21 protein-coding genes and 1 other RNA gene are annotated in these 22,267 nt (G+C 54.1%); 5 read left to right on the top strand and 17 right to left on the bottom strand.

What is annotated here, in order from left to right:
* Window positions 1-5: 5 nt before the first annotated feature.
* The 6 genes from gcvH to DFO57_RS11535 form a co-directional block, all read right to left on the bottom strand.
* A complete protein-coding gene (gcvH, locus tag DFO57_RS11560; protein WP_014594498.1) occupies window positions 6-392 on the bottom strand; it encodes a glycine cleavage system protein GcvH in 387 nt (128 codons plus the stop codon).
* Between the two features lie 24 nt (window positions 393-416).
* Complete coding sequence (gene gcvT / locus DFO57_RS11555; protein ID WP_022623121.1) at window positions 417-1,514, bottom strand: glycine cleavage system aminomethyltransferase GcvT; 1,098 nt, start codon at window positions 1,512-1,514, stop codon at window positions 417-419.
* A gap of 432 nt (window positions 1,515-1,946) precedes the next feature.
* Window positions 1,947-3,149 (bottom strand): FAD-dependent 2-octaprenylphenol hydroxylase, encoded by a 1,203-nt coding sequence (gene ubiI / locus DFO57_RS11550; RefSeq protein ID WP_014605125.1) that lies wholly within the window; start codon window positions 3,147-3,149, stop codon window positions 1,947-1,949.
* Between the two features lie 13 nt (window positions 3,150-3,162).
* Window positions 3,163-4,341, bottom strand: a complete 1,179-nt coding sequence (gene ubiH / locus DFO57_RS11545) for a 2-octaprenyl-6-methoxyphenyl hydroxylase (RefSeq protein ID WP_041455828.1) — start codon at window positions 4,339-4,341, stop codon at window positions 3,163-3,165.
* Window positions 4,338-5,660 carry a Xaa-Pro aminopeptidase gene (gene pepP, locus DFO57_RS11540; protein ID WP_013027063.1) on the bottom strand — a complete coding sequence of 441 codons (1,323 nt, stop codon included), beginning with the start codon at window positions 5,658-5,660 and terminating at the stop codon, window positions 4,338-4,340. Before pepP ends, ubiH begins: the two co-directional genes overlap by 4 nt.
* Before the next feature lie 33 nt (window positions 5,661-5,693).
* Window positions 5,694-6,272: a YecA family protein gene (locus DFO57_RS11535; protein WP_024471434.1), complete on the bottom strand. Its 579-nt coding sequence runs from the start codon at window positions 6,270-6,272 to the stop codon at window positions 5,694-5,696.
* Window positions 6,273-6,443: 171 nt separating this feature from the next.
* On the opposite strand from DFO57_RS11535, the gene zapA reads away from it, so the two are divergent.
* From zapA to DFO57_RS11520, 3 genes are all read left to right on the top strand, one after another.
* The gene (zapA, locus tag DFO57_RS11530; protein WP_015699590.1) at window positions 6,444-6,773 is read left to right on the top strand and encodes a cell division protein ZapA; all 330 of its coding nucleotides are present in this window, start codon (window positions 6,444-6,446) and stop codon (window positions 6,771-6,773) included.
* A 39-nt stretch (window positions 6,774-6,812) separates the two neighbouring features.
* A non-coding RNA gene (gene ssrS, locus DFO57_RS11525) (6S RNA) lies at window positions 6,813-6,996 on the top strand.
* A 77-nt stretch (window positions 6,997-7,073) separates the two neighbouring features.
* Entirely contained in the window at window positions 7,074-7,682 is a 609-nt protein-coding gene (locus tag DFO57_RS11520) for a 5-formyltetrahydrofolate cyclo-ligase (RefSeq protein WP_110015358.1), read from the top strand.
* Between the two features lie 42 nt (window positions 7,683-7,724).
* Here DFO57_RS11520 and serA read toward each other — a convergent pair whose 3' ends face one another.
* Window positions 7,725-8,963 (bottom strand): phosphoglycerate dehydrogenase, encoded by a 1,239-nt coding sequence (gene serA / locus DFO57_RS11515; protein WP_013027067.1) that lies wholly within the window; start codon window positions 8,961-8,963, stop codon window positions 7,725-7,727.
* A 278-nt stretch (window positions 8,964-9,241) separates the two neighbouring features.
* Window positions 9,242-9,901, bottom strand: a complete 660-nt coding sequence (gene rpiA, locus DFO57_RS11510) for a ribose-5-phosphate isomerase RpiA (protein WP_110015357.1) — start codon at window positions 9,899-9,901, stop codon at window positions 9,242-9,244.
* A gap of 181 nt (window positions 9,902-10,082) precedes the next feature.
* Here rpiA and DFO57_RS11505 point away from each other — a divergent pair, with 181 nt between their 5' ends.
* The gene (locus DFO57_RS11505; RefSeq protein ID WP_014594503.1) at window positions 10,083-10,985 is read left to right on the top strand and encodes a LysR family transcriptional regulator ArgP; all 903 of its coding nucleotides are present in this window, start codon (window positions 10,083-10,085) and stop codon (window positions 10,983-10,985) included.
* Window positions 10,986-11,281: 296 nt separating this feature from the next.
* Here the strand turns inward: DFO57_RS11505 and DFO57_RS11500 are convergent, their stop codons facing one another.
* From DFO57_RS11500 to tkt, 8 genes are all read right to left on the bottom strand, one after another.
* Window positions 11,282-12,010, bottom strand: coding sequence for an oxidative stress defense protein (locus tag DFO57_RS11500; RefSeq protein WP_110015356.1), 729 nt, complete (start codon window positions 12,008-12,010; stop codon window positions 11,282-11,284).
* A 144-nt stretch (window positions 12,011-12,154) separates the two neighbouring features.
* On the bottom strand, window positions 12,155-12,778 hold the full coding sequence (argO, locus tag DFO57_RS11495) for an arginine exporter ArgO (protein WP_013027071.1): 624 nt from the start codon (window positions 12,776-12,778) through the stop codon (window positions 12,155-12,157).
* Between the two features lie 123 nt (window positions 12,779-12,901).
* Complete coding sequence (mscS, locus tag DFO57_RS11490; protein WP_014594505.1) at window positions 12,902-13,777, bottom strand: small-conductance mechanosensitive channel MscS; 876 nt, start codon at window positions 13,775-13,777, stop codon at window positions 12,902-12,904.
* Between the two features lie 176 nt (window positions 13,778-13,953).
* Complete coding sequence (locus DFO57_RS11485) at window positions 13,954-14,307, bottom strand: VOC family protein (protein WP_024471432.1); 354 nt, start codon at window positions 14,305-14,307, stop codon at window positions 13,954-13,956.
* 204 nt (window positions 14,308-14,511) lie between these two features.
* Window positions 14,512-15,591, bottom strand: coding sequence for a class II fructose-bisphosphate aldolase (gene fbaA / locus DFO57_RS11480; protein WP_013027074.1), 1,080 nt, complete (start codon window positions 15,589-15,591; stop codon window positions 14,512-14,514).
* Window positions 15,592-15,700: 109 nt separating this feature from the next.
* Window positions 15,701-16,864, bottom strand: a complete 1,164-nt coding sequence (pgk, locus tag DFO57_RS11475; RefSeq protein WP_013027075.1) for a phosphoglycerate kinase — start codon at window positions 16,862-16,864, stop codon at window positions 15,701-15,703.
* 51 nt (window positions 16,865-16,915) lie between these two features.
* Window positions 16,916-17,935 (bottom strand): erythrose-4-phosphate dehydrogenase, encoded by a 1,020-nt coding sequence (gene epd / locus DFO57_RS11470; RefSeq protein WP_013027076.1) that lies wholly within the window; start codon window positions 17,933-17,935, stop codon window positions 16,916-16,918.
* A 307-nt stretch (window positions 17,936-18,242) separates the two neighbouring features.
* Window positions 18,243-20,237 (bottom strand): transketolase, encoded by a 1,995-nt coding sequence (gene tkt / locus DFO57_RS11465; protein ID WP_110015355.1) that lies wholly within the window; start codon window positions 20,235-20,237, stop codon window positions 18,243-18,245.
* Window positions 20,238-20,507: 270 nt separating this feature from the next.
* On the opposite strand from tkt, the gene DFO57_RS11460 reads away from it, so the two are divergent.
* Window positions 20,508-21,263 carry a M48 family metallopeptidase gene (locus DFO57_RS11460; RefSeq protein ID WP_015699583.1) on the top strand — a complete coding sequence of 252 codons (756 nt, stop codon included), beginning with the start codon at window positions 20,508-20,510 and terminating at the stop codon, window positions 21,261-21,263.
* Window positions 21,264-21,306: 43 nt separating this feature from the next.
* Here DFO57_RS11460 and speB read toward each other — a convergent pair whose 3' ends face one another.
* Complete coding sequence (speB, locus tag DFO57_RS11455) at window positions 21,307-22,227, bottom strand: agmatinase (protein WP_013027079.1); 921 nt, start codon at window positions 22,225-22,227, stop codon at window positions 21,307-21,309.
* Window positions 22,228-22,267 lie beyond the last annotated feature (40 nt).

The raw sequence follows: 22,267 nt of genomic DNA, 5'->3' as shown, positions 1-22,267 counted from the left end.
GACGATTACTCGTCAATGGAGGCTTTATAAGCATCCGCATCCAGCAGCGAGTCGATTTCTGACTCATCGCTGGCCTTAATCTGGAATAACCAGCCGCCGTCATAAGGCTCGCTGTTAACCTGTTCAGGGGAATCGTTAAGGGCGTCGTTGACGGCAACGATTTCACCGCTGATGGGCGCGTAAATGTCTGAAGCGGCTTTGACCGATTCCGCAACCGCGCACTCTTCTCCGGCAGAGAAAGTGGCACCGACCTCAGGCAGGTCAACAAACACCATATCGCCCAGCAACTCCTGCGCATGTTCGGTGATACCAACGGTATAGGTACCGTCCGCGTTTTTGCGCAGCCATTCGTGACTGTCGCGGTACTTCAACTCCACTGGCACATTGCTCATCGCCCTTTCTCCTGTAATTATGTTTTACTGCGCAACCGGTTTTCCGGCGCGAACGAAAATTGGTTTAGTGACTTTCACAGGCATTTCACGGTTACGGATCTCAACAATCGCGTTTTCCCCAATCCCTGCAGGCACGCGGGCCAGTGCAATGCTGTAACCCAACGTCGGTGAGAAGGAACCGCTGGTGATCACCCCCTGCTGCAACTGACCCTGCTGATCGGTAAAACGCACCGGCAACCCGTTACGCAGAACGCCTTTTTCAGTGAGGATCAGCCCAACCAGTTTTTCAGTGCCCTTTTCTCGCTGGCTTTCCAGCGCTTCACGTCCGATAAAGTGGCGGTCGCCAGGTTCCCAGCTAATGGTCCAGCCCATATTGGCCGCCAGCGGCGATACGCTCTCGTCCATTTCCTGACCGTAAAGATTCATACCCGCTTCCAGACGCAAGGTATCGCGTGCGCCCAGCCCGGCGGGTTTGACGCCCGCACTCAACAAACGCTGCCAGAATCCGACGGCATCGGCGGCAGGCAGCGCAATTTCATAGCCCGCTTCGCCGGTATAACCGGTTGTGGCAATGAACAGTTCACCGGCCTGCACGCCGAAGAACGGCTTCATGCCCTCTACAGCCTGACGCTGTGCGTCACTGAATAAGGTTTGGGCTTTTTGCTGCGCCTGCGGGCCCTGTACAGCAATGAGTGCGAGATCGTCGCGTTCTGTTAACGCGACGCCGTAACCCTGTGCATGCTCGCCGATCCAGGCCAGATCCTTTTCACGCGTCGCGGAGTTGACCACCAGACGAAAAAACGTCTCGTCCATAAAATAAACAATTAAATCGTCAATTACGCCAGCGGAAGCATTCAGCATGCCGGTATACAGGGCTTTGCCCGGCTGAGTCAGTTTGGCGACGTCGTTTGCCAGCAGGAAGCGCAAAAACTCGCGTGTGCGCTCACCTTTTAAATCCACAATGGTCATGTGCGAAACATCGAACATGCCCGCGTCGCTGCGCACGGCATGATGCTCATCCATCTGAGAGCCATAGTGCAACGGCATCATCCAACCGTGGAAATCCACCATCCGCGCGCCATTTGCCTGGTGCTGTTCAAACAAAGGTGTGTGCTGAGTCATAACTATCCTGTGCAGAAACGAGTGAGTTTGAAACCACGCGCCATGTAGCCGACGCAAACGTTCTCTTTGCCTTGACGTTACCACCGAATCAGGCGATTAACCATAAGCAAAGCGAGGTCGAAAGACGTGGCACAGCCTAACCAGGCCTCGGGTTAATCAGGATAAAAAACTATAATTTTGTGATTAACCACGCAATAAATACGCCATAGTGATTTATTCACAGCAAATTTATGCGCGCAGTCCAGCAGGATGTTAAAAAAATAGCGGGTCGAAAACAGCCATGGATAAAAAAAAGTAATGCGAAACTTCACGCAAAATTAGAATAAATCAAACGATGCGCAGTCAGAGTGCAGCCCTGCATTTTTACGGTGCAGCGGAGGGTGAGCATAAAAAAAGCCAGCAATTATGCTGGCTTTTTGCGGGTGAGCGGCGTTACCGCAGCCATGCTGGCATATCGTTCAGGCCCATGGCCTGACGCAGCATTACCGGCTTCACGCCCGGCAGGTTATCAGCCAGTTTCAGGCCAAGGTCGCGAAACAGCTTTTTGGCTGGATGATTGCCTGCAAACAGTTCACGAAAACCCTGCATTCCGGCAAGCATCATGGCAGCGCTGTGTTTGCGACTGCGCTCGTAGCGGCGCAGATAAAGGTGCTCGCCGATATCTTTGCCCTGCTGGTGCAGGCGGCGGATTTCGCCAATCAGCTCAGCAGCATCCATGAAACCCAGGTTGACGCCCTGTCCTGCCAGCGGATGAATGGTATGTGCCGCATCGCCCACCAGCGCCAGCCGGTGAGCGGCAAAGTTACGTGCATAGCGTGCCGTGAGCGGGAAACACTTGCGCTCGCCTTCCAGCTGGCACAGCCCCAGGCGCATATCGAACGCGACCGACAGTTGTTGATTAAACAGCGCCTCCGGCATGGTTTCGAGACGGCTGGCTTCCTGAGGAGAAAGAGACCAGACGATAGAACAGAGATGGGGATCCTGCATCGGCAGGAAAGCCAGAATGCCATCGCCGTGAAAAACCTGGCGCGCTACGCCGTCGTGTGGCAGCGCCGTGCGAATATTCCCGACCAGCGCATGATGATCGTAATCCCAGAACGTCAGGGGAATATCGGCTTTGTTACGCAACCAGGAGTTGGCCCCGTCCGCCGCCACCATCAGCCGCGCACTCATCATGCTGCCATCCTGCAGCGTAATAAAGGCTTCATTATCGCCAAAGGCCACCTGCTGCAGTTGGGAAGCAGGCAGCAGCGTAACATCACTGCACTGGCTGGCGCGCTGCCATAAGGCGCTGTGGATCACAGGGTTTTCGATGATGTGCCCAAGATGCGTCAGGCCCTGCTGCTCACCGTCAAATGCGATCGCACCGAAGCTGTCGCGATCCCAGACCTCCATTGCCTGGTAAGGGCTGGCACGGAGCGACAGAATCGTTGACCAGACGTCCAGCTTCTGCAAAAGACGTTCACTGGCCGCGTTAATTGCGGATACGCGTACGGACGGCGATGCGCCTGCATCAAATTGCGGCCCGGCAGACTGCTCCAGCACGGCAATGCGTAATCCGCTCCCTTGCAGACCGCAGGCTACTGCCAGACCCACCATACCGCCACCGGCGACCACTACATCGTAAGTTTGCATCAGTGCCTCTCAGTTAACGCTTAACCCAGCCGAGCGTACGCTCGGCCAGAAGATTTCTCAGCCATGGCAGGTGATCCATTGCCAGCAGGCCAAGGTTGCGCCCGACGACCAGCGGCGCATGGCGGTTGGCAAACATACGCACCAGGCCATCAGTGATGCCCACGGTAATGGCCCGATCCTGCTGGCGACGTTGGCGGTAATGTTGCAGGACCGCATAGCTGCCGGGATCCTGCTGCTGTCGGTGCGCGGTTGCCAGGGTTTCTGCAAGCGACATCACGTCACGCAGGCCAAGATTGAACCCCTGACCGGCAATAGGATGCAGCGTCTGTGCCGCGTTACCAACCGTAACGACGCGATGGGAAACCACCGAATCGGCCTGCTGCAGCGCTAACGGATAAACGTCACGCTTACCGGTATGGATAAATTTGCCCAGTCGCCAGCCAAACGCGCGCTGAAGCTGGCTGAGAAACGCCTCGTCACTCCAGCTTTCGACCTGCGGGCGCTGATCCAGCGGATGGCACCACACCAGCGAGAGGCGATTATCTGACATTGGCAACAGCGCCAACGGGCCAAACTCGGTAAAGCGTTCAAAAGCCCGCCCCTGATGGGGAAGCTCACTGGTGACGTTGGCAATAAGCGCTAACTGCTGATAGGGCTCGGTGTGCCACTGAATGCCGCAGGCGGCCGCAACGGCTGAACGGGTGCCATCAGCGGCTACCAGCACGTCGCCTTCCAGCTGTTCATCATTATCAAGCGTGACCCGCACGCTTTCCTGGGTTCGGGCCACCTGAGTGACGCGCGCGGGACAGCGCAGTGTGACGCCGGGTGCCTGTTTTAACTGTGTGAACAGGCTTTGCCCTACGTCGAATAATTCAACCACCTGCCCCAGCGCGGGAATCGCATAATCGCTGGCGGCGAGTGACACGAAACCGGCATGGCCGCGATCGGATACGTGAATAGTGGTAATCGGTGTGGCACAGGGGGAAATCCGCTGCCAGAGATTGATATCAGCAAGCTGCTGGCAGGTTCCGGCAGACAGCGCAATCGCCCGGCCGTCATAGCCCGGATGCGCACGGCTGCCAGGCTCGCTGCTTTCAATCAGCGTCACGGGCAGTTTACCCTGTGTCAGGTGCGCGATGGCCAGCGCCAGGGTGGCGCCGGTCATTCCTCCACCGGCGATAAGAATGGTCATAACGCGCGTGCCGCCGCCATCAGCGATTCGATTGCATCAGGATCTTTCACGACGCTGTCGGTGAGGTTCTCAATACCGGTTTCGGTAATCACAATGTCATCCTCGATGCGGATGCCGATACCACGGTATTCCACAGGGACGTCAGCATCGGGCGCGATATACAACCCCGGTTCGACGGTGATAACCATGCCCGGCTCCAGAATACGATCGCGGCTTGGTGTGCCGTAGTGCCCCACATCGTGGACATCCAGACCCAACCAGTGGCCCAGACCATGCATAAAGAATTTACGATGGGCATCTTCAGCGATCAGCGTATCTACCTCGCCCTGCATTATCCCCAACTCAACCAGTCCAGTGACCATAATGCGCACGACGTCATCATTAACCTCGCGGATGCTAACGCCAGGGCGGAATCGGGACAGTGCCGTTTCCAGTGATTTGAGTACGATGTTGTACACCGCCCGCTGCGGCTGAGTGAATTTACCGTTAACCGGGAACGTCCGGGTAATGTCACCCGCATAGCCCTGCCATTCACATCCGGCATCGATAAGCACCAGATCACCGTCCTGCATCTCACACTCGTTTTCGGTGTAGTGCAGAATGCAGCCGTTTTCGCCGGAACCCACAATCGTGTTGTAAGACGGGAATCGCGCACCGTGGCGGTTAAATTCGTGATGAATTTCGCCTTCCAGATGATATTCGTACAGGCCCGGACGACAGGCCTGCATTGCGCGCGTATGCGCCAGCGCACTGATCTCACCCGCACGGCGCAGAATGGCAATCTCTTCCGGACTTTTGAACAGGCGCATCTCATGCACCCAGGGACGCCAGTCTGTCAGGCTGGCAGGCGCGCTGAGATTCTGGCGAAAACCCTGCCGCAGTTTATCCAGCGCACCGAACACCAGTTTATCGGCTTCAGCATATTGGCCCTGCGCGTGGTAAACCTCATCCAGGCCGTTCAGCAGCAGGTGGAGTTGTTCACCAATATCGTTCCAGGGCAGGGCCCGATCCACGCCGAGCTTAGCGGGCGCCGCATCCTGTCCCAGACGGCGGCCAAACCAGATTTCTGCAGTCAGGTCGCGAACACGATTAAACAGCACACTGTGATTGTGGTTCTCATCACTTTTAATCAGCACCAGTAACGCCTGAGGCTCGTTGAACCCCGTGAAGTACCAGAAGTCGCTGTTCTGACGAAACGGATATTCGCTATCATTACTGCGCGTTACTTCAGGCGCGGCAAAAATTAACGCTGCGCTGCCCGGAACCATTTTCGCCAGCAGCGCCTGACGGCGCTGCTGAAAATTTTCCAGTGAAATCATGTCTGCACTCCCTGTTAAACTCAGATAGCTGGCTTAGTGTAGCGTTGGCTTTTGTACTTCTGGCGCAGTCGGTTGCGGACGAGTGAAAGTGTCGTGGCAAAGTAGTGCTGCAACACGAACGTACTCAATCACCTCTTCCAGCGACTGCTCTAATTCTTCCTGATCTTCGTCTTCGTCGTAGCCCAACTGAGCAATCGTGCGCAGATCGTCAATGGCCTCGCCCGTTTCACCGGTGACCTTATCCAGTTTAGGCTGGGTTACGCCCAGACCAAGTAAAAAATGGTTTACCCAGCCCGCCAGTGCATCAGCGCGATCAAACACCGTAATGTCATCATCGGCGGGCAGCATCAGTTGAAAAAGGAAGCCATCGTCCTCTAGCGCAGTCGCAATGCTTTCATGCAAAGACTGCAGTGGCAGAGACAGCGTCTGCGAAAAAGCCATGCCTTCGTTCGCAAGATCGTGGACCAGCGTTTTCCAGCTGTTATCCGCGTTACCGCCACATAAGATGCCGCTGAGTAAGCCGTGCATTTCCGCAGGCGTCATGCCCACGCCATGCTGTGAGAGCGCCGCCGCCAGCGCGTTGTAATCGGGGGTTGCGTTCTGTGAAGACATCATTTTTCATCGTCGTTGGCTGTAAGAGTTCGTGGTATGCTACCACTAGCTGCCTCAAGGTTTCCAGAAAAGGGGTTGTATCTTATTTCTCAGGTCTATATAGTTGCCCGCCTCCCAGGCCATTGAAGGCTAAGGGGAATGGCGAGCCAGGTAATCAGTCAGGAAGGTGGCATGTCTGCACAACCGGTAGATTTACAAATTTTTGGTCGTTCTTTGAGAGTGAATTGTCCGCCTGAACAGCAAGATGCGCTGAACGCGGCAGCAGAAGATCTCAATCAACGGTTGCAAGATTTAAAAGTTCGCACTAGAGTCACAAATACAGAGCAACTGGTGTTCATTGCCGCGTTAAACATTTGCCATGAACTGGCACAAGAGAAAGGTAAGACGCGTGACTATGCTGCTAACATGGAACAACGAATCCGTATGTTACAGCAGACCATTGAACAGGCTTTAGTTGAGCAAGGTCGCATAACCGACCGCCAGGATGCGAAGTTCGAATAACACTTCATGGTCAGTGTGCTACACTAACGGTGAAGTCAATTTTCTCTGAGATGTTTGCAAGTGGGCCAGTCCCCTGAGCCGATATTTCATACCAACAGAATGTGACGCTCCGCAACCTGTGAGCATGCTCGGTCCGTCCGAGAAGCCTGATGGTTGCGACGGCATGTTCACCTTGAACCAAGGGTTCAAGGGTTACAGCCTACGGCGGCATCTCGGAGATCTCCTTTCTGGTCGTACTGCATTACCTCCCACCAGGCATGATATAATGCGTCGCTTAAGCGACTTTGTCTGGGGGACACCATGTCAGCACCCTCTTTAGTACTGCGTCAGGACATCCGTCAGGACATCCGTCAGCACGTTCGCCACCTACGTCGCGCTCTGAGCGGTGAGCAGCAACATGCGGCAGCCGAACAACTCGCCCAACATGCGATCAACTTTGCACCACTGGCCGATGCCAACAACGTGGCACTGTTTTTGTCTGTTGATGGCGAAATCAATACACGACCGCTTATCGCCAGGCTGTGGCAGCAAAACAAACGGGTTTACCTGCCGGTTCTGCACCCCTTCGCAGCGGGCCATCTGCTTTTTCTGCGCTATACGCCAGAAACACAGTTAATCCAAAATAAACTGCGCATTCCCGAACCCCCACTGGATATCCGCCATCTGATCACGCTGGATGAACTGGATGTAATGATGGTACCGCTGGTGGCGTTCGATCGCGCCGGACAGCGTTTAGGAATGGGGGGCGGCTTCTACGATCGCACCTTACAGAACTGGAAACAGCATGGGTTTTTACCGGTGGGCATCGCTCATGACTGTCAGCGGGTTGACGCGCTGCCTACAGCGGCGTGGGACATTCCTTTGCCGGCCGTGCTGACGCCATCAAAACTGTGGCTATGGGATGAATAAACCCGGGCATGCTTGTGTGCCCGGGTAGGTGACAGCGTGGGATCAGTAAAGCAGGCGGGCGCGAATCGTTCCCGGAATCGCCTTCATCAGCTGCAGAGCTTTCTCTGCCAGTTCGTGCTCAGCATCAATGTCGATGACCACATAACCCATCATCGGAGAGGTTTGCAGGTACTGAGCGGCAATGTTGATGCCTTGTTCAGCGAAAATCTGGTTGATGGCGGTGAGTACGCCCGGACGGTTTTCGTGAATATGCAGCAGACGACTGGCGCTAATGCCGTGCATCGGCAATGACACTTCCGGGAAATTGACGGCGGACAGCGTTGAACCGTTATCCGAATATTTCGCCAGCTTGCCCGCGACTTCAATCCCGATATTCTCCTGCGCTTCTTCCGTCGATCCCCCGATGTGCGGCGTCAGGATAACGTTGTCGAATTCGCTCAGTGGGGAAACAAACGGATCGCTGTTGGTCGCCGGCTCTACAGGGAACACATCAATCGCAGCGCCACCAACCTGCTTGCTGGCCAGCGCTTCGCACAAAGCAGGAATATCTACCACGGTGCCGCGTGAGGCGTTTATCAGCAGGCCGCCAGGCTTCATCTGCGCCAGCTCATTGGCAGAAATCATATTTTGCGTAGAGGCGGTTTCCGGGACATGCAGGCTGACAACGTCACTCATATTTAGCAACTGCGTCAGGCTACGAACCTGTGATGCGTTGCCCAACGGCAGTTTGTTTTCGATGTCATAGAAGTAAACGTGCATGCCCAGACTTTCTGCCAGCACGCCCAGTTGCATACCGATATGGCCATAGCCAATGATACCCAGCTTTTTACCGCGCGCTTCAAAAGAGCCCTTGGCGATTTTATTCCAGATACCACGGTGCGCTTTGGCATTCGCTTCCGGAACACCGCGCAGCATCAGCAGCATCTCGCCAATAACCAGCTCGGCCACAGAGCGCGTATTTGAGAAAGGTGCGTTAAAAACCGGGATACCGCGTTTCGCTGCGGCATTTAAATCAACCTGATTCGTTCCGATACAGAAACAGCCCACCGCTACCAGTTTTTCTGCAGCGGCAAAAATCTCTTCGGTCAGTTGGGAACGGGAACGGATACCGATAAAATGCGCATCGCGAGCGGAAGCTTTTAACGCCTCGGCATCCAGTGCGCCTTTGTGGAATTCAATATTGGTGTAACCTGCAGCACGAAGATTTTCCAGCGCGCTCTGATGGACACCTTCCACCAGCAGGAACTTAATTTTGTCTTTTTCCAGTGATACCTTTGCCATTTCCCAACCCTATTCAGAATTCAACGAGGACTGAACGCAGTCAGCCGTCTGTCAAAATATCAAAAAAATCGCCTGCGGCAATACAAACGATTGCCTGACCGCCAGCATGGCAGGGCTCAGAGGACGTACTTTGCCAGACAAAATCGTGGGTTGGCCGCATCGAGAAGAACGAACCCGCTGCCGATGACGGTTATGTGACATAAGTCACCAAATTTCAGCCTGGTGAGAAAAGTTTTTTTAAATCAAAAAAAGCGGGCGCCCTGTTGCGCGCCCGTACTTTATTTTTTGAGGGTTTTGACACCGTCAGGTCCGCCAATCAATGCGACATCTGCGCCACGCGTGGCGAACAGCCCCACGGTGACAACGCCAGGCAGGGCATTAATCGTTTTTTCCAGCTCAATGGGATCGAAAATACGCAGATTGTGCACATCAAGAATGATATTACCGTTGTCAGTCACCACATTCTGACGATATTCCGGCAAACCGCCCAGCTTCACCAGTTCACGCGCGACATAGCTTCGCGCCATCGGGATAACTTCAACCGGCAACGGGAAGCGTCCAAGCACGTCCACTTCTTTGGATGCGTCGGCGATACAGATAAACTTTTTGGCGACCGCCGCGACGATTTTCTCGCGAGTTAAGGCAGCACCGCCCCCTTTGATCATCTGCATTTGTGGGTTAATTTCATCGGCACCGTCGACATAAATGGCCAGATCATCAATCTCGTTCAAATCAAACACCTGAATGCCCAGGCTTTTTAGCTTTTGCGTCGACGCTTCGGAACTGGATACGGCACCCTCAATCTGATGTTTAATGCTGCCGAGCGCATCAATAAAGTGAGCGGCCGTAGAACCCGTACCGACGCCGACGACAGTACCGGGCTGTACATAATCCAGTGCGGCCCAACCAACAGCTTTTTTCAGTTCATCCTGGGTCATGATATGTTTAGAACCTGTGCGATAAGGAAATGCGCGTAGTATAAAGCAAGGCTTGCTGAAAATGCTCGGATGCATTGGGCGGATTTAATGCTTTGGAAGCCAGCCCACAAAAATATCGCTGACATTTCCGTTGGAATATTTGTGGCATAGTAACGTCCATCCTGAAGGAGAGAGAAAAATAATGAAACGCCCGGACTACAGAACGCTTCAGGCGCTGGACGCAGTGATACGTGAACGCGGATTTGAACGTGCCGCACAAAAACTTTGCATTACGCAGTCTGCCGTCTCGCAACGCATTAAACAGTTGGAAAATCTGTTTGGTCAGCCGTTATTAGTTCGTACGGTACCGCCTCGTCCCACTGAACAGGGGCAAAAGCTGCTCGCACTTCTGCACCAGGTTGAGTTACTGGAGGAAGAGTGGCTGGGCGATGAGAACAGCGGCACCACGCCGCTACTGCTGTCGCTGGCGGTCAACGCCGACAGTCTGGCAACGTGGCTGTTACCGGCATTAAAAGACGTACTGGCCGATTCGCCTGTGCGCCTGAACCTTCAGGTTGAGGATGAAACCCGCACTCAAGAGCGTCTGAGACGAGGCGAAGTGGTTGGCGCAGTCAGTATTCAACCGCAGCCGCTACCCAGCTGTCTGGTGGATCAACTGGGTGCGCTGGATTATTTGTTTGTGGCGTCAAAGGATTTTGCAGAGCGCTTTTTCCCCAACGGTGTAACGCGTTCCGCCCTGCTTAAAGCGCCAGCCGTGGCATTTGATCACCTGGATGATATGCATCAGGCCTTTTTGCAGCAGAATTTTGATTTATCACCGGGTAGCGTTCCCTGCCACATCGTCAACTCGTCCGAAGCGTTTGTGCAGATGGCCCGGCAGGGCTCGACCTGCTGTATGATCCCTCATCTGCAGATTGAACGCGAACTGGCGAGTGGCGAGCTAATCGATCTCACGCCGGGGCTGTATCAACGCCGGATGCTGTACTGGCACCGTTTTGCGCCTGAAAGCCGCCTGATGCGTCGAGTAACGGATGCGCTGATTGCGCATGGCCATCGGGTGCTACGTCAGGATACGGCGGAATAATCGCCCTTTGCCGCAGCAAAATTTGGGCGTTGCGGTGAGAAGGTGCACTTGTGAAAGCGGCACGGCGTTAATGGCCGTCAGGGGCATTTTTTAGAAGGCAATACGCAGCGCTGAGCAGAGGGAATCAACCAGGATTTACCCGCAAGGATGCGGGTAAAAGGCGCAGCCGGCACAGGGATGTGCCGGCTGCGCCGGTCCGTCAGGTTGATGAGCGATGTGAAGGAACCGCATCAGCGGCGCGAGGACCGCCTGGCAAAAATTGCCCCTGATGGCTTAACCACAATACCAATAAAGGCTTACTGTGCCGTATTTGGTTTCATCTCAAAAACCACATCCACCTGGTCATCAAAGTTGATGCTTTGCTGATCGTAGGTTTCCTGTGCAGAAGTATCTGCCACAGCCGCGGCTTTAAACATGCGGTTCATTGGCATTGGCTGATAGTTTGCCACATGATAACGAATGCTGTAGATCGGGCCCAGTTTGGCATTAAAACCTTCAGCCAGTTCAGCCGCCTGTTGGGTCGCATTTTTGATTGCGGCCTGACGTGCCTGCTGCTTGTAGCTTTCAGGATTAGCGACGCCCAGTTCAACGCTACGCACTTCATTCAGACCGGACTTCAGCGCACCATCAAGCAGATCGTTAAGTTTGTCCAGCTGACGTACGGTGACCTGAACCTGACGCACCGCACGGTAGCCTTTGAGCTGTGACTTACCGTCTTTGGTGTAATCATATTCTGGCTGCGTCGTCAGGTTCGCGGCTTCGATATCCTTTTTCTCAATACCGTTTTTTTGCAGGAAATCAAAATATTGCGCTACGCGGCTATCGACCTGCTTTTTTGCCTCTGCGGCATCTTTCGATGAGACATTCACCACAATTGACAGCGTCGCGATATCCGGGCGGGCATCTACAGTTGCCTTACCTGACGTAACAACATGGGGTCCGTTCGGCAGTTCGTCAGCCTGTACGCTCAAAGGCAATGCCCCTGCACTCATCATCGCGGCAAGCGCCAATGCTTTCAGTTTCATGAAAGTCCTCCTTGAAAAGGTCAGTTCGATGGCTCCCGGTACATGAAGCCCACAAGCGCATCATATTACGCGTTGTTTGGAGTGAAGATTATGGCAAAAGTTCGGCAGACTGGCCTCAATAACCCGTTTTCGTATAGCTTTTACTCAAAATCCCGTGATGACCTGCCGGGCAAGCTGAAACGCAATAAACCACATGACCGCACCGACCAGCAGATTGATGATGCGTTGAGCGCGCGCCGTTTGCAGTAGAGGCGCAAGCCAGGCCGCCAGCAGCGCCAGACCGAAAAACCACAGCACCGAGGCGCTGATGGTCCCCAGCGCAAACCACTGTCGTGCAACCGTTCCGGGCAACTGCCCGCCCAGGCTTCCCAGCACAACAAAGGTATCAAGATAAACATGCGGATTCAGCCAGGTCACCGCCAACATCGTCGCGATAATTCGTTTTCTGCTCTGCGTTGCGTGGCTACCCGACGCCAGTTCAATGTTACGGCTAAATGCCGTGCGTAAGGCGCCCCAACCGAACCAGAGCAGAAAGGCAACCCCGGCACAAGTAATCAGCATCAGCAGTAAGGGAGACTGGTTCAGGAGCGCACTGCCGCCAAAAATGCCTGCACAGATCAATGCGATATCGCTTAACGCACAAAGCGCCGCAGTCATCAAATGATACTGGCGCTTTACCCCCTGGTTCAGCACGAAGGCGTTTTGTGGGCCTAACGGCAGGATAAGCGCCGCCCCAAGAGCAAGCCCTTGAAAGTAAATGGTTAACACTGGATGACATTCCTTACATCGGTGAGATGCAGGGATTATAAAGAGCGAGTCAGATTAGCGGAAATTGAAAAAATTAATCTGCTATTAACAAAATTAATGGGCGACCGCTGCCGCCCATTAACGTTACTGCGTTGCGGTCGTCTCGCTTTCAGGTTGTTGAACCTGGTGCAGGTGCACATCCATTTGTGGATAAGGGATGCCAATACCTTTGCTGTCCAGCGCACGTTTAAAGTTTTTCAGTAAGTCCCAGTAAACGTCCTGCAGATCGCTGCTGTTACTCCAGCAACGCACCACGAAGTTAAGCGATGACGCCCCTAATTCATTCAGGCCAATCTGGATGCCACGTTCTTTAAGTACGCGCTGATCGGCCTCAACGACGCCGCGCAACAGGGCAATCACCTCATCCACATCGGCTTCGTAGGCAACGCCGATAATGAATTCATTCCGGCGCACTGGCTCGCGCGAGAAGTTGATGATATTGCCACTGATGATTTTACCATTTGGCACCACAACGATTTTGCCATCGGCAGATTTCAGGGTGGTCGAGAAAATTTGCACATTGAGCACGGTGCCCATTACGCCGCCCAAATCGACAAACTCACCGGTGCGGAAAGGACGGAAGGTGACCAGGAGGACGCCAGCCGCCAGATTGGAGAGCGAGCCTTGCAGGGCTAAACCTACTGCCAGACCGGCGGCACCCAGCACGGCGATAACCGATGCCGTCTGCACGCCGACACGACCCAGCGCAGCAATGACCGTGAAGGCGATAACGCCATAGCGCACCAGGGCGGAAAGGAAATCGGCTACGGTAGCGTCAATATGGCGCGCGAGCAGCAGGCGATTAACCGTGTTAGAAATTACCCTGGCGATGATCATGCCGACAATGATAATGGCAATTGCCGCGACGATATTGACGGCATAACTCAGAATCAGCGCCTGGTTGTGTACCAGCCAGCCACCGGCACTGTTAATGCCATTAACAACATTCAAGTCTTCCATTTGTAAGCCCTGTCGATAGTTCCCCTGTGGGGAAAGACAAAAAACTGCCAGATGTAATCCGACACCCAATGGTTAAGGGTAATCAATTATTTAGCCAGACGCCAAACTGAGTGATACAGGAAGGCGGTTTTGCACACTTACGCATCAGCACGCCGGCCTCCGCGCACGATGTTTGTTCAGGGCACATGGCTGAGTATATTAATCAGCCTGCCAAACGGATCACGGACATAAAAACGACGCACGCCCCACGCTTCTTCTGTAAGCGCATAGTCGACCGGCAGCCTCGCAGCGACAACGCGTTGATACACCTCATCAAGATTATCAACCTCAATGGATAAATCCGGAACAGCTGTGCCGGCGCCGCCTTCCCGCGCAATACTGACCTGCGGCACCATCGTGTTATCCGCGGCCCAGGTCATGATCCATCCGTGATCCATCGCCAGTTTCAGATCGAGAACGTCACCGTAGAAGCGTTCTGCTTCTTCCATATTTCCGGCCCGAATATTCGCCACAATGCGTTTGACGGCCATACGATTGCCCTCACCTGTTAAGCCACACACAGGATACAGCGCGCGCTGCAGTGAGGTTGTGACAGCACGTCAGAATGTGTCGCCCGACAAAAAGAAATGAAACTGAGCGTGAGCAGAAAGGATAAAAAAAAGTCCCGATCGGACGATCGGGACTGAGTCGTTCGTCTGCCGTTCTCTCGAACTCAGACGCCAGCAGCGTGATGCTTACAGAACGTCAACGGCGTTGAGTTCTTTGAACGCCTGCTCCAGACGCACCACCATGGATGCCTGGGCAGAGCGCAGCCATACACGTGGGTCATAGTATTTCTTGTTAGGCTTGTCTGCGCCTTCTGGGTTACCCAGCTGCGCCTGAAGATAGCCTTCGTTCTTTTTGTAGTACTGCAGGATGCCGTCCCAGGTTGCCCATTGGGTATCGGTATCGATATTCATCTTGATCACGCCGTAGCTGATAGACTCTTCGATTTCTGCAGCAGATGAACCTGAACCACCGTGGAATACGAAATCCAGCGCGTTGTGCGGCAGACCGTGTTTTTCACAGACATATTTCTGTGAATCACGCAGAATGGTTGGGGTCAGTTTAACGTTGCCTGGCTTGTAAACGCCGTGCACGTTACCGAAAGAGGCCGCAATGGTGAAGCGCGGGCTGATCGCATTCAGTTTTTCGTACGCGTAGTTTACGTCTTCTGGCTGAGTGTAAAGCGCTGAAGCATCCATATGGCTGTTATCTACGCCATCTTCTTCACCACCGGTGCAGCCCAGCTCGATTTCCAGGGTCATGTCGATTTTCGCCATGCGCGCCAGGTATTTGCTGCTGATTTCGATGTTTTCTTCCAGTGACTCTTCGGACAAGTCGATCATGTGAGAAGAGAACAGCGGCTTACCGGTTTTCTTGAAGTGCTCTTCGCCCGCGTCCAGCAGACCGTCGATCCACGGCAGCAGTTTCTTGGCGCAGTGGTCGGTATGCAGGATAACCGGCACGCCGTACTGCTCAGCCATCAGATGCACGTGGTGTGCGCCAGAGATGGCACCGAAAATCGCTGCGCCCTGTGGCTTGTCTGTTTTAAAACCTTTACCGGCGATGAATGCAGCACCACCGTTGGAGAACTGTACGATAACCGGCGCTTTTACTTTCGCCGCGGCTTCCAGTACAGCGTTAATGGAGTCGGTGCCGACGCAGTTGACCGCAGGCAGAGCGAATTTGTTCTCTTTCGCTACTTTGAAGATCTTCTGAACGTCATCACCAGTGACAACGCCGGGTTTTACGAAATCAAAAATTTTAGACATGATTGTGTCCTGTTTCGTGACCGGTTATCCCCGATACGGGGACAGCGATTTAAACGCCCGGTTTCGGGCGAGTTTTTAGGCGATGCCGTAGGGCACCGCCCCCAAAGGATTACTGCTTCGCACGCTCTTCCAACATGGCTACGGCAGGCAGTTTTTTGCCTTCCACGAACTCCAGGAAGGCACCGCCGCCGGTAGAGATGTAGGAGATTTTGTCTTCGATACCGAACAGGTCGATAGCCGCCAGCGTATCACCGCCGCCCGCCACTGAGAATGCTTCGCTGTCTGCAATGGCGTTAGCCACAATCTCGGTGCCTTTGCGGAAGTTCGGGAATTCAAACACGCCCACCGGGCCGTTCCACAGAATGGTTTTGGCATTCTTCAGGATGGTCGCCATGGCCTGAGCGGTTTCATCACCGAAGTCCATAATCTCTTCGTTATCTGCGACTTCCGAAACCTTTTTCACGGTTGCCGGGGCAGTTTCAGAGAATTCCGTGCCAACACGTGAATCGGTTGGGACAGGAATGCCGTACTGATCGCGCAGGCCTTTGGCCGCGTCAACGAAGTCTGGCTCATACAGCGATTTGCCCACGTTGTTGTCGATAGCGACAAAGGTGTTGGCGATGCCGCCGCCGACAATCACGGTATCGGCAATCTTCACCAGCGACTGCAGCACGTCAAATTTGGTTGAAACCTTAGAACCACCGACCACAGCCACCAGCGGGCGCTCAGGGTTCTTCATCACTTTACCCAGCGCTTCCAGCTCAGCTGACAGCAGCGGGCCAGCACAGGCGACAGGGGCAAATTTGCCAACGCCATGCGTGGATGCCTGGGCGCGGTGCGCGGTACCAAAAGCATCCATAACAAAGACGTCGCACAGCGCAGCGTATTTCTTAGACAGCGCTTCGTCGTCTTTCTTTTCGCCTTTATTGAAGCGAACGTTTTCCAGTACGACCAGTTCGCCCGCGCCGATATCGACGCCGTCGAGGTAGTCTTTCGCCAGGGTAACCTGAGTACCGTTCAGTTTCTCTTTCAGGTAGTTCACTACTGGCAGCAGTGAGAATTCTTCGTTGTATTCACCTTCGGTCGGACGACCCAGGTGAGAGGTAACCATCACTTTGGCGCCCTGTTTCAACGCCGCTTCGATAGTTGGCAGTGAAGCACGAATACGTGCATCTGACGTCACTTTCCCTTCTTTCACTGGTACGTTGAGATCGGCGCGAATTAAAACGCGTTTGCCAGCAAGATCCAGATCGGTCATCTTAATTACGGACATGGTGAACCCTCTCGTTGATTCTCATAAGTTTTGCCAGACGCAAACCGCGTCTTACCTGAAACCGCTTGCGGCCATCGCTAACGTTGTGTCGAGCATTCGGTTAGCAAAGCCCCATTCGTTGTCACACCAGACCAGGGTTTTGATCAGATGCTGACCGCTGACCCGCGTTTGTGTACCGTCCACAATGGCACTGTGCGGATCATGGTTGAAATCTACTGAGACTAACGGCAATTCTGTATAGTCAACTATACCACGAAATGCCCCTTCTGCCGCGCTTTGCAACAAGGCGTTAACCTCACAGGCCCGAACGGGCTGGCGCACGGAAACGCTGAGATCAATGGCCGTCACGTTGATCGTCGGTACGCGAACCGCGATGGCTTCGAAGCGATCGTTAAATTTCGGAAAAATACGCGCAATACCTGCCGCCAACCGGGTATCCACCGGGATGATAGACTGACTGGCCGCACGCGTACGGCGCAGATCGCTATGGTAGGCGTCAATCACCTGCTGATCGTGCATCGCCGAATGGATAGTCGTTACCGTCCCCGACTCGATACCAAAAGCGTCGTCCAGTAGCTTAATCACCGGAATAATGCAGTTAGTGGTACAGGATGCATTAGAGACAATACAGTCCGTTTGTTTCAGTTCCTGCTCGTTAACGCCGTACACCACGGTTGCATCAAGATCGTTCCCCCCTGGATGGGAAAACAGCACTTTCTTCGCTCCTGCACGCAGATGGGCTTCGCCGTCATCACGGGAACCGTAAACGCCTGTGCAGTCCAGCACCACGTCAACGTTAAGCTCGCCCCAAGGCAGTTCGTCCAGTCCGGCACGATGCAGGATACGGATAATATCGTCTCCGACCCACAGCTGATCACGCTCCTGACGCACATCCAGCGCGAAACGCCCATGACTGGTATCGTACTTTAGCAGGTGCGCCATGCCCGCAGCCTCAGCCAGTTCGTTAACTGCCACCACTGTGATCTCCGCGCGGCGCCCCGTTTCATACAGTGCACGCAACACGTTGCGCCCAATGCGACCAAAGCCGTTTATCGCTACCCGAATGGTCATCTTTCTCCTGCCAAACCAGACTGAAAAAAAGGTGCAGATAGCCTGAGCGTTTCACTGCATTTTGTACAGGAGATTCTTAGCCCGACCGCTGGCAAAGCAGCCTAAACTGAAACGGTTCAGCTAGGATAATAGAAGGACGGAATAACGGGAATGATTGCGATCAAGCGGGCTGCGTATTTTTGGATCTACATCACAAAATTACGCAAAAAATCGCTATTACTACAGGAATAATTTTGTCGATAAGGGGGCAAACTGGGCCCCCTTTCATCTGGGTTCAGGCGAGCCTTCACTCGCCTGCGCCCTTTTGTCAGGCCAGCAACGCTTTTGCTTTCGCTACTACGTCGTCTACCGTGAAGCCGAAGACTTCAAACAGCTTCTCAGCAGGCGCTGACTCACCAAAGGTGGTCATGCCGACGATAGCGCCGTTCAGGCCGGTATATTTGAACCAATAGTCTGCAATACCCGCTTCAATAGCAACGCGAGCGGCAACGGCCTTCGGCAGGACAGATTCACGATACTCTGCAGACTGCTTGTCGAACGCATCCGTTGATGGCATGGAAACCACGCGAACCTTACGGCCTTCATCGGTCAGTTTCTGATACGCAGCCACAGCCAGTTCAACTTCTGAACCGGTGGCGATCAGAATCAGCTCTGGCGTGCCCGCGCTGTCTTTCAGCACATAACCGCCGCGGGACACGTTTGCCAGCTGCTCTGCGGTACGATCCTGCTGCGCCAGATTCTGACGAGAGAAGATCAGTGCGCTTGGACCATCTTTACGCTCAATCGCATATTTCCACGCCACTGCTGATTCCACCTGATCACACGGACGCCACAGGCTCATGTTTGGTGTGGTACGCAGGCTCGCCATCTGCTCTACCGGCTGGTGCGTCGGGCCATCTTCGCCCAGGCCAATTGAGTCGTGGGTATAAACCATAATCTGACGGATTTTCATCAGCGCGGCCATACGGGCGGCGTTACGTGCATACTCAACAAACATCAGGAAGGTCGCGGTATAAGGCAGGAAGCCGCCATGCAGCGCCAGACCGTTGGCAATCGCGGTCATACCGAATTCACGCACGCCGTAGTGAATATAGTTGCCGGCAGCGTCTTCATTGATGGGCTTAGAGCCAGACCAGATGGTGAGGTTACTGGGTGCCAGATCAGCCGAACCGCCCAGATATTCTGGCAGGATTTTACCAAAGGCTTCGATCGCATTTTGTGAGGCTTTACGGCTGGCGATTTTCGCCGGGTTAGCCTGTAACTGCTCGATAAACTTCTGCGATTCCTGCTGCCAGTTAGCCGGCAGTTCGTTGCTCATGCGGCGCGTAAATTCTGCAGCCAGCTCTGGGAAGGCACTGGCATAGGCCGCGAATTTCGTGTTCCACGCATCCTCTTTCGCCTTGCCTACTTCCTTAGCATCCCACTCAGCATAAATGTCTGAAGGAATAACGAAAGGCGGATAGTCCCAGCCTAACTGTTTGCGGGTGAGCGCAATCTCGTCATCGCCCAGCGGTGCGCCGTGTGAGTCGTGGGTCCCCGCTTTATTCGGTGAACCAAAACCGATCACAGTTTTGCACATCAGCAGTGACGGCTTGTCGCTCACCGCTTTCGCTTCTTCAATGGCTTTCGCGATGGCGTCGGCATCGTGACCGTCAACGCCGCGCACCACATGCCAGCCGTAAGCTTCGAAGCGCTTCGCGGTGTCATCGGTGAACCAGCCGTCAACATGACCATCAATGGAGATACCATTGTCATCATAAAATGCCACCAGCTTGCCCAGCTTCAGCGTACCCGCCAGCGAGCACACTTCGTGTGAGATGCCTTCCATCATGCAGCCGTCGCCCATAAAGACCCAGGTATTATGATCTACGATCTCATGGCCCGGACGGTTGAACTGTGCTGCCAGCGTGCGCTCCGCAATGGCAAAACCTACGGCGTTAGCGATGCCCTGCCCCAGCGGACCGGTCGTGGTTTCCACGCCCACGGTATAGCCATATTCAGGGTGCCCCGGCGTTTTAGAATGCAACTGACGGAAGTTTTCCAGCTCGCTAATCGGTAAATCGTAGCCGGTAAGGTGCAGCAGGCTGTAAATCAGCATCGAACCGTGACCATTGGACAGAACAAAACGGTCGCGATCGGCCCAGTGTGGGTTGGTTGGGTTATGATTGAGATAGCCGCGCCACAAGACTTCGGCGATATCCGCCATGCCCATCGGGGCACCCGGATGTCCCGATTTAGCTTTTTGCACTGCGTCCATACTTAACGCGCGAATGGCGTTGGCAAGATCTTTACGAGAGGGCATCTTCTACTCCAGTTCGGATTAATGATTTTCGCCTTAACCTGTTGTAATTAATCAGCTATCGGGCAAATCACGGGGAAAAGTTTCACCACAATGTACATGAAAAACGGGGCAAAAGTAATGTCGTAAAACGCTAAATGTTCCCGCTTCGTCTGGCTTTTCCAGTCATGTCTGCTAGCAAAAAGGTTTATCACGAACTATAACCTGTTGGTTAAATCACCTTGTACGGATTCAGGTGTTTGTTTTTTATCTTGTTACTTATGGGACGACAGAATGAAAATTCATAAAATGGCACTGGCTCTGGGCCTGGTTGCGCTGCTTAGCGGCTGTGAGGGTGTAAATAGTAATGGTCTGCTGCAATCCGGCGCACAGGCATTTCAGGCTTACACGTTGAGCGATGCTCAGGTTAAGCAGCTTAGCGATCAGTCCTGCGCCCAAATGGACAAAGAAAATCAGGTCGCGCCAGCTGACAGCGAGTACCAGCAACGGCTGAATAAAATCGCTGCGGCACTGGGCGACAACATCAATGGTATCCCGGCTAACTACAAGGTTTACCAGACCAAAGACGTTAACGCCTGGGCAATGGCCAATGGCTGCATCCGCGTTTACAGCGGACTGATGGATATGATGACCGACAATGAAGTCGAGGCGGTACTGGGCCATGAAATGGGCCACGTTGCGCTGGGTCATACGCGCAAAGCGATGCAGGTCGCCTTCACCACAACGGCAGCACGCACCGCGGCGGCATCGGCTGGCGGTATTATTGGTTCGCTGTCACAGTCGCAGTTGGGTGATATGGGTGAAAAATTAGTAAATGCCCAGTTCTCGCAGACGCAGGAGACTCAGGCTGATGACTACTCATACAACCTGCTGAAAAAGCGCGGTATTGATCCGGTCGGGCTGGCAACCAGCTTTGAAAAACTGGCAAAACTGGAACAGGGCCGTCAAAGCTCAATGTTTGACTCGCATCCTGACTCCGAAGCGCGTGCGCAGCATATTCGCGATCGCATCGCCGCAGACGGCAAGTAAGTCAGAATCAGAGGGATAACCCTGAAGTTATCCCTCTGTCGCATCAGCCTTTATTCGCTGCCTGAACGTGCAACATGTCCAGCGCCAGCGTAGCGGCGGCAAGTGCCGTCAGATCGGCGTGATCGTAACCCGGCGCGACTTCCACCAGATCCATCCCCACGATATTCATGCCCTGTAAACCACGAATCAGTTTAGTGGCTTTATCTGTGGTTAAACCGCCAATGACCGGCGTACCGGTGCCCGGCGCATGCGCAGGATCCAGACAGTCGATATCAAATGTCAGATAAACTGGCAGGTCGCCGACGGTGCGCTTAATTTCCGCCAGAAGATCGTCCACGCTGCGGTCGTTAACCTGAGCAGCATCCAGCACGTTAAAGCCCAGGCTTTTGTCGAATTCGGTACGAATACCGATTTGCACCGAGTGCTGAGGATCGATGAGCCCCTCTTTCGGTGCGGTAAAGAACATGGTGCCATGGTCAAACGTTGGACCATTAGAGTAGGTATCGGTATGGGCGTCAAAGTGTACCAGCGCCATTTTACCAAAGTGCTTCGCATGCGCGCGCAGCAGGGGAAGCGTGACGTAGTGATCGCCACCAAAGGTCATCATGCGTTTGCCGTTCGCCAGCAGTTTCTCTGCGTGGGCCTGCAGCTTGTCAGACAGATCCTGTGAATCACCAAAGGCGTAAACCAGATCGCCGCAGTCCACCACGTTCAGGCGCTGACGCAGGTCAAACTCCCACGGCCAGCGGCAGCCTTCCCAGGCGAGATTGGTCGAAATCTGGCGGATAGCGCCAGGGCCAAGACGGCTGCCCGGACGGCCTGAGGTCGCGGCGTCAAAGGGCACCCCGGTGATCACCCACTCTGCGTCGCTGTCGTAAGGCTGGAAATTAACCGGAAAACGCATAAAACCAAAGGCGTTAGAAACCAGTGAATTGTCGTACTGATTGCCGAGGGTATTGTACATAAGTCGTCCTCTGTCTGTGCATGAGGCGGGCCTGGGCCGC

Source organism: Pantoea sp. AG702, assembly GCF_003182295.1.
Lineage (GTDB): Bacteria > Pseudomonadota > Gammaproteobacteria > Enterobacterales > Enterobacteriaceae > Pantoea > Pantoea ananatis.
Note: the sequence above shows the minus strand (reverse complement) of the source record. Positions and strands in the feature narration are given on the sequence as shown.

Excerpts from the sequence above, each read along its gene's own strand:
- gcvH (WP_014594498.1), bottom strand. The coding sequence starts at position 392 with ATGAGCAATGTGCCAGTGGAGTTGAAGTACCGCGACAGTCACGAATGG.
- gcvT (WP_022623121.1), bottom strand. The coding sequence starts at position 1,514 with ATGACTCAGCACACACCTTTGTTTGAACAGCACCAGGCAAATGGCGCG.
- ubiI (WP_014605125.1), bottom strand. The coding sequence starts at position 3,149 with ATGCAAACTTACGATGTAGTGGTCGCCGGTGGCGGTATGGTGGGTCTG.
- ubiH (WP_041455828.1), bottom strand. The coding sequence starts at position 4,341 with ATGACCATTCTTATCGCCGGTGGAGGAATGACCGGCGCCACCCTGGCG.
- pepP (WP_013027063.1), bottom strand. The coding sequence starts at position 5,660 with ATGATTTCACTGGAAAATTTTCAGCAGCGCCGTCAGGCGCTGCTGGCG.
- DFO57_RS11535 (WP_024471434.1), bottom strand. The coding sequence starts at position 6,272 with ATGTCTTCACAGAACGCAACCCCCGATTACAACGCGCTGGCGGCGGCG.
- zapA (WP_015699590.1), top strand. The coding sequence starts at position 6,444 with ATGTCTGCACAACCGGTAGATTTACAAATTTTTGGTCGTTCTTTGAGA.
- DFO57_RS11520 (WP_110015358.1), top strand. The coding sequence starts at position 7,074 with ATGTCAGCACCCTCTTTAGTACTGCGTCAGGACATCCGTCAGGACATC.
- serA (WP_013027067.1), bottom strand. The coding sequence starts at position 8,963 with ATGGCAAAGGTATCACTGGAAAAAGACAAAATTAAGTTCCTGCTGGTG.
- rpiA (WP_110015357.1), bottom strand. The coding sequence starts at position 9,901 with ATGACCCAGGATGAACTGAAAAAAGCTGTTGGTTGGGCCGCACTGGAT.
- DFO57_RS11505 (WP_014594503.1), top strand. The coding sequence starts at position 10,083 with ATGAAACGCCCGGACTACAGAACGCTTCAGGCGCTGGACGCAGTGATA.
- DFO57_RS11500 (WP_110015356.1), bottom strand. The coding sequence starts at position 12,010 with ATGAAACTGAAAGCATTGGCGCTTGCCGCGATGATGAGTGCAGGGGCA.
- mscS (WP_014594505.1), bottom strand. The coding sequence starts at position 13,777 with ATGGAAGACTTGAATGTTGTTAATGGCATTAACAGTGCCGGTGGCTGG.
- DFO57_RS11485 (WP_024471432.1), bottom strand. The coding sequence starts at position 14,307 with ATGGCCGTCAAACGCATTGTGGCGAATATTCGGGCCGGAAATATGGAA.
- fbaA (WP_013027074.1), bottom strand. The coding sequence starts at position 15,591 with ATGTCTAAAATTTTTGATTTCGTAAAACCCGGCGTTGTCACTGGTGAT.
- pgk (WP_013027075.1), bottom strand. The coding sequence starts at position 16,864 with ATGTCCGTAATTAAGATGACCGATCTGGATCTTGCTGGCAAACGCGTT.
- epd (WP_013027076.1), bottom strand. The coding sequence starts at position 17,935 with ATGACCATTCGGGTAGCGATAAACGGCTTTGGTCGCATTGGGCGCAAC.
- tkt (WP_110015355.1), bottom strand. The coding sequence starts at position 20,237 with ATGCCCTCTCGTAAAGATCTTGCCAACGCCATTCGCGCGTTAAGTATG.
- DFO57_RS11460 (WP_015699583.1), top strand. The coding sequence starts at position 20,508 with ATGAAAATTCATAAAATGGCACTGGCTCTGGGCCTGGTTGCGCTGCTT.
- speB (WP_013027079.1), bottom strand. The coding sequence starts at position 22,227 with ATGTACAATACCCTCGGCAATCAGTACGACAATTCACTGGTTTCTAAC.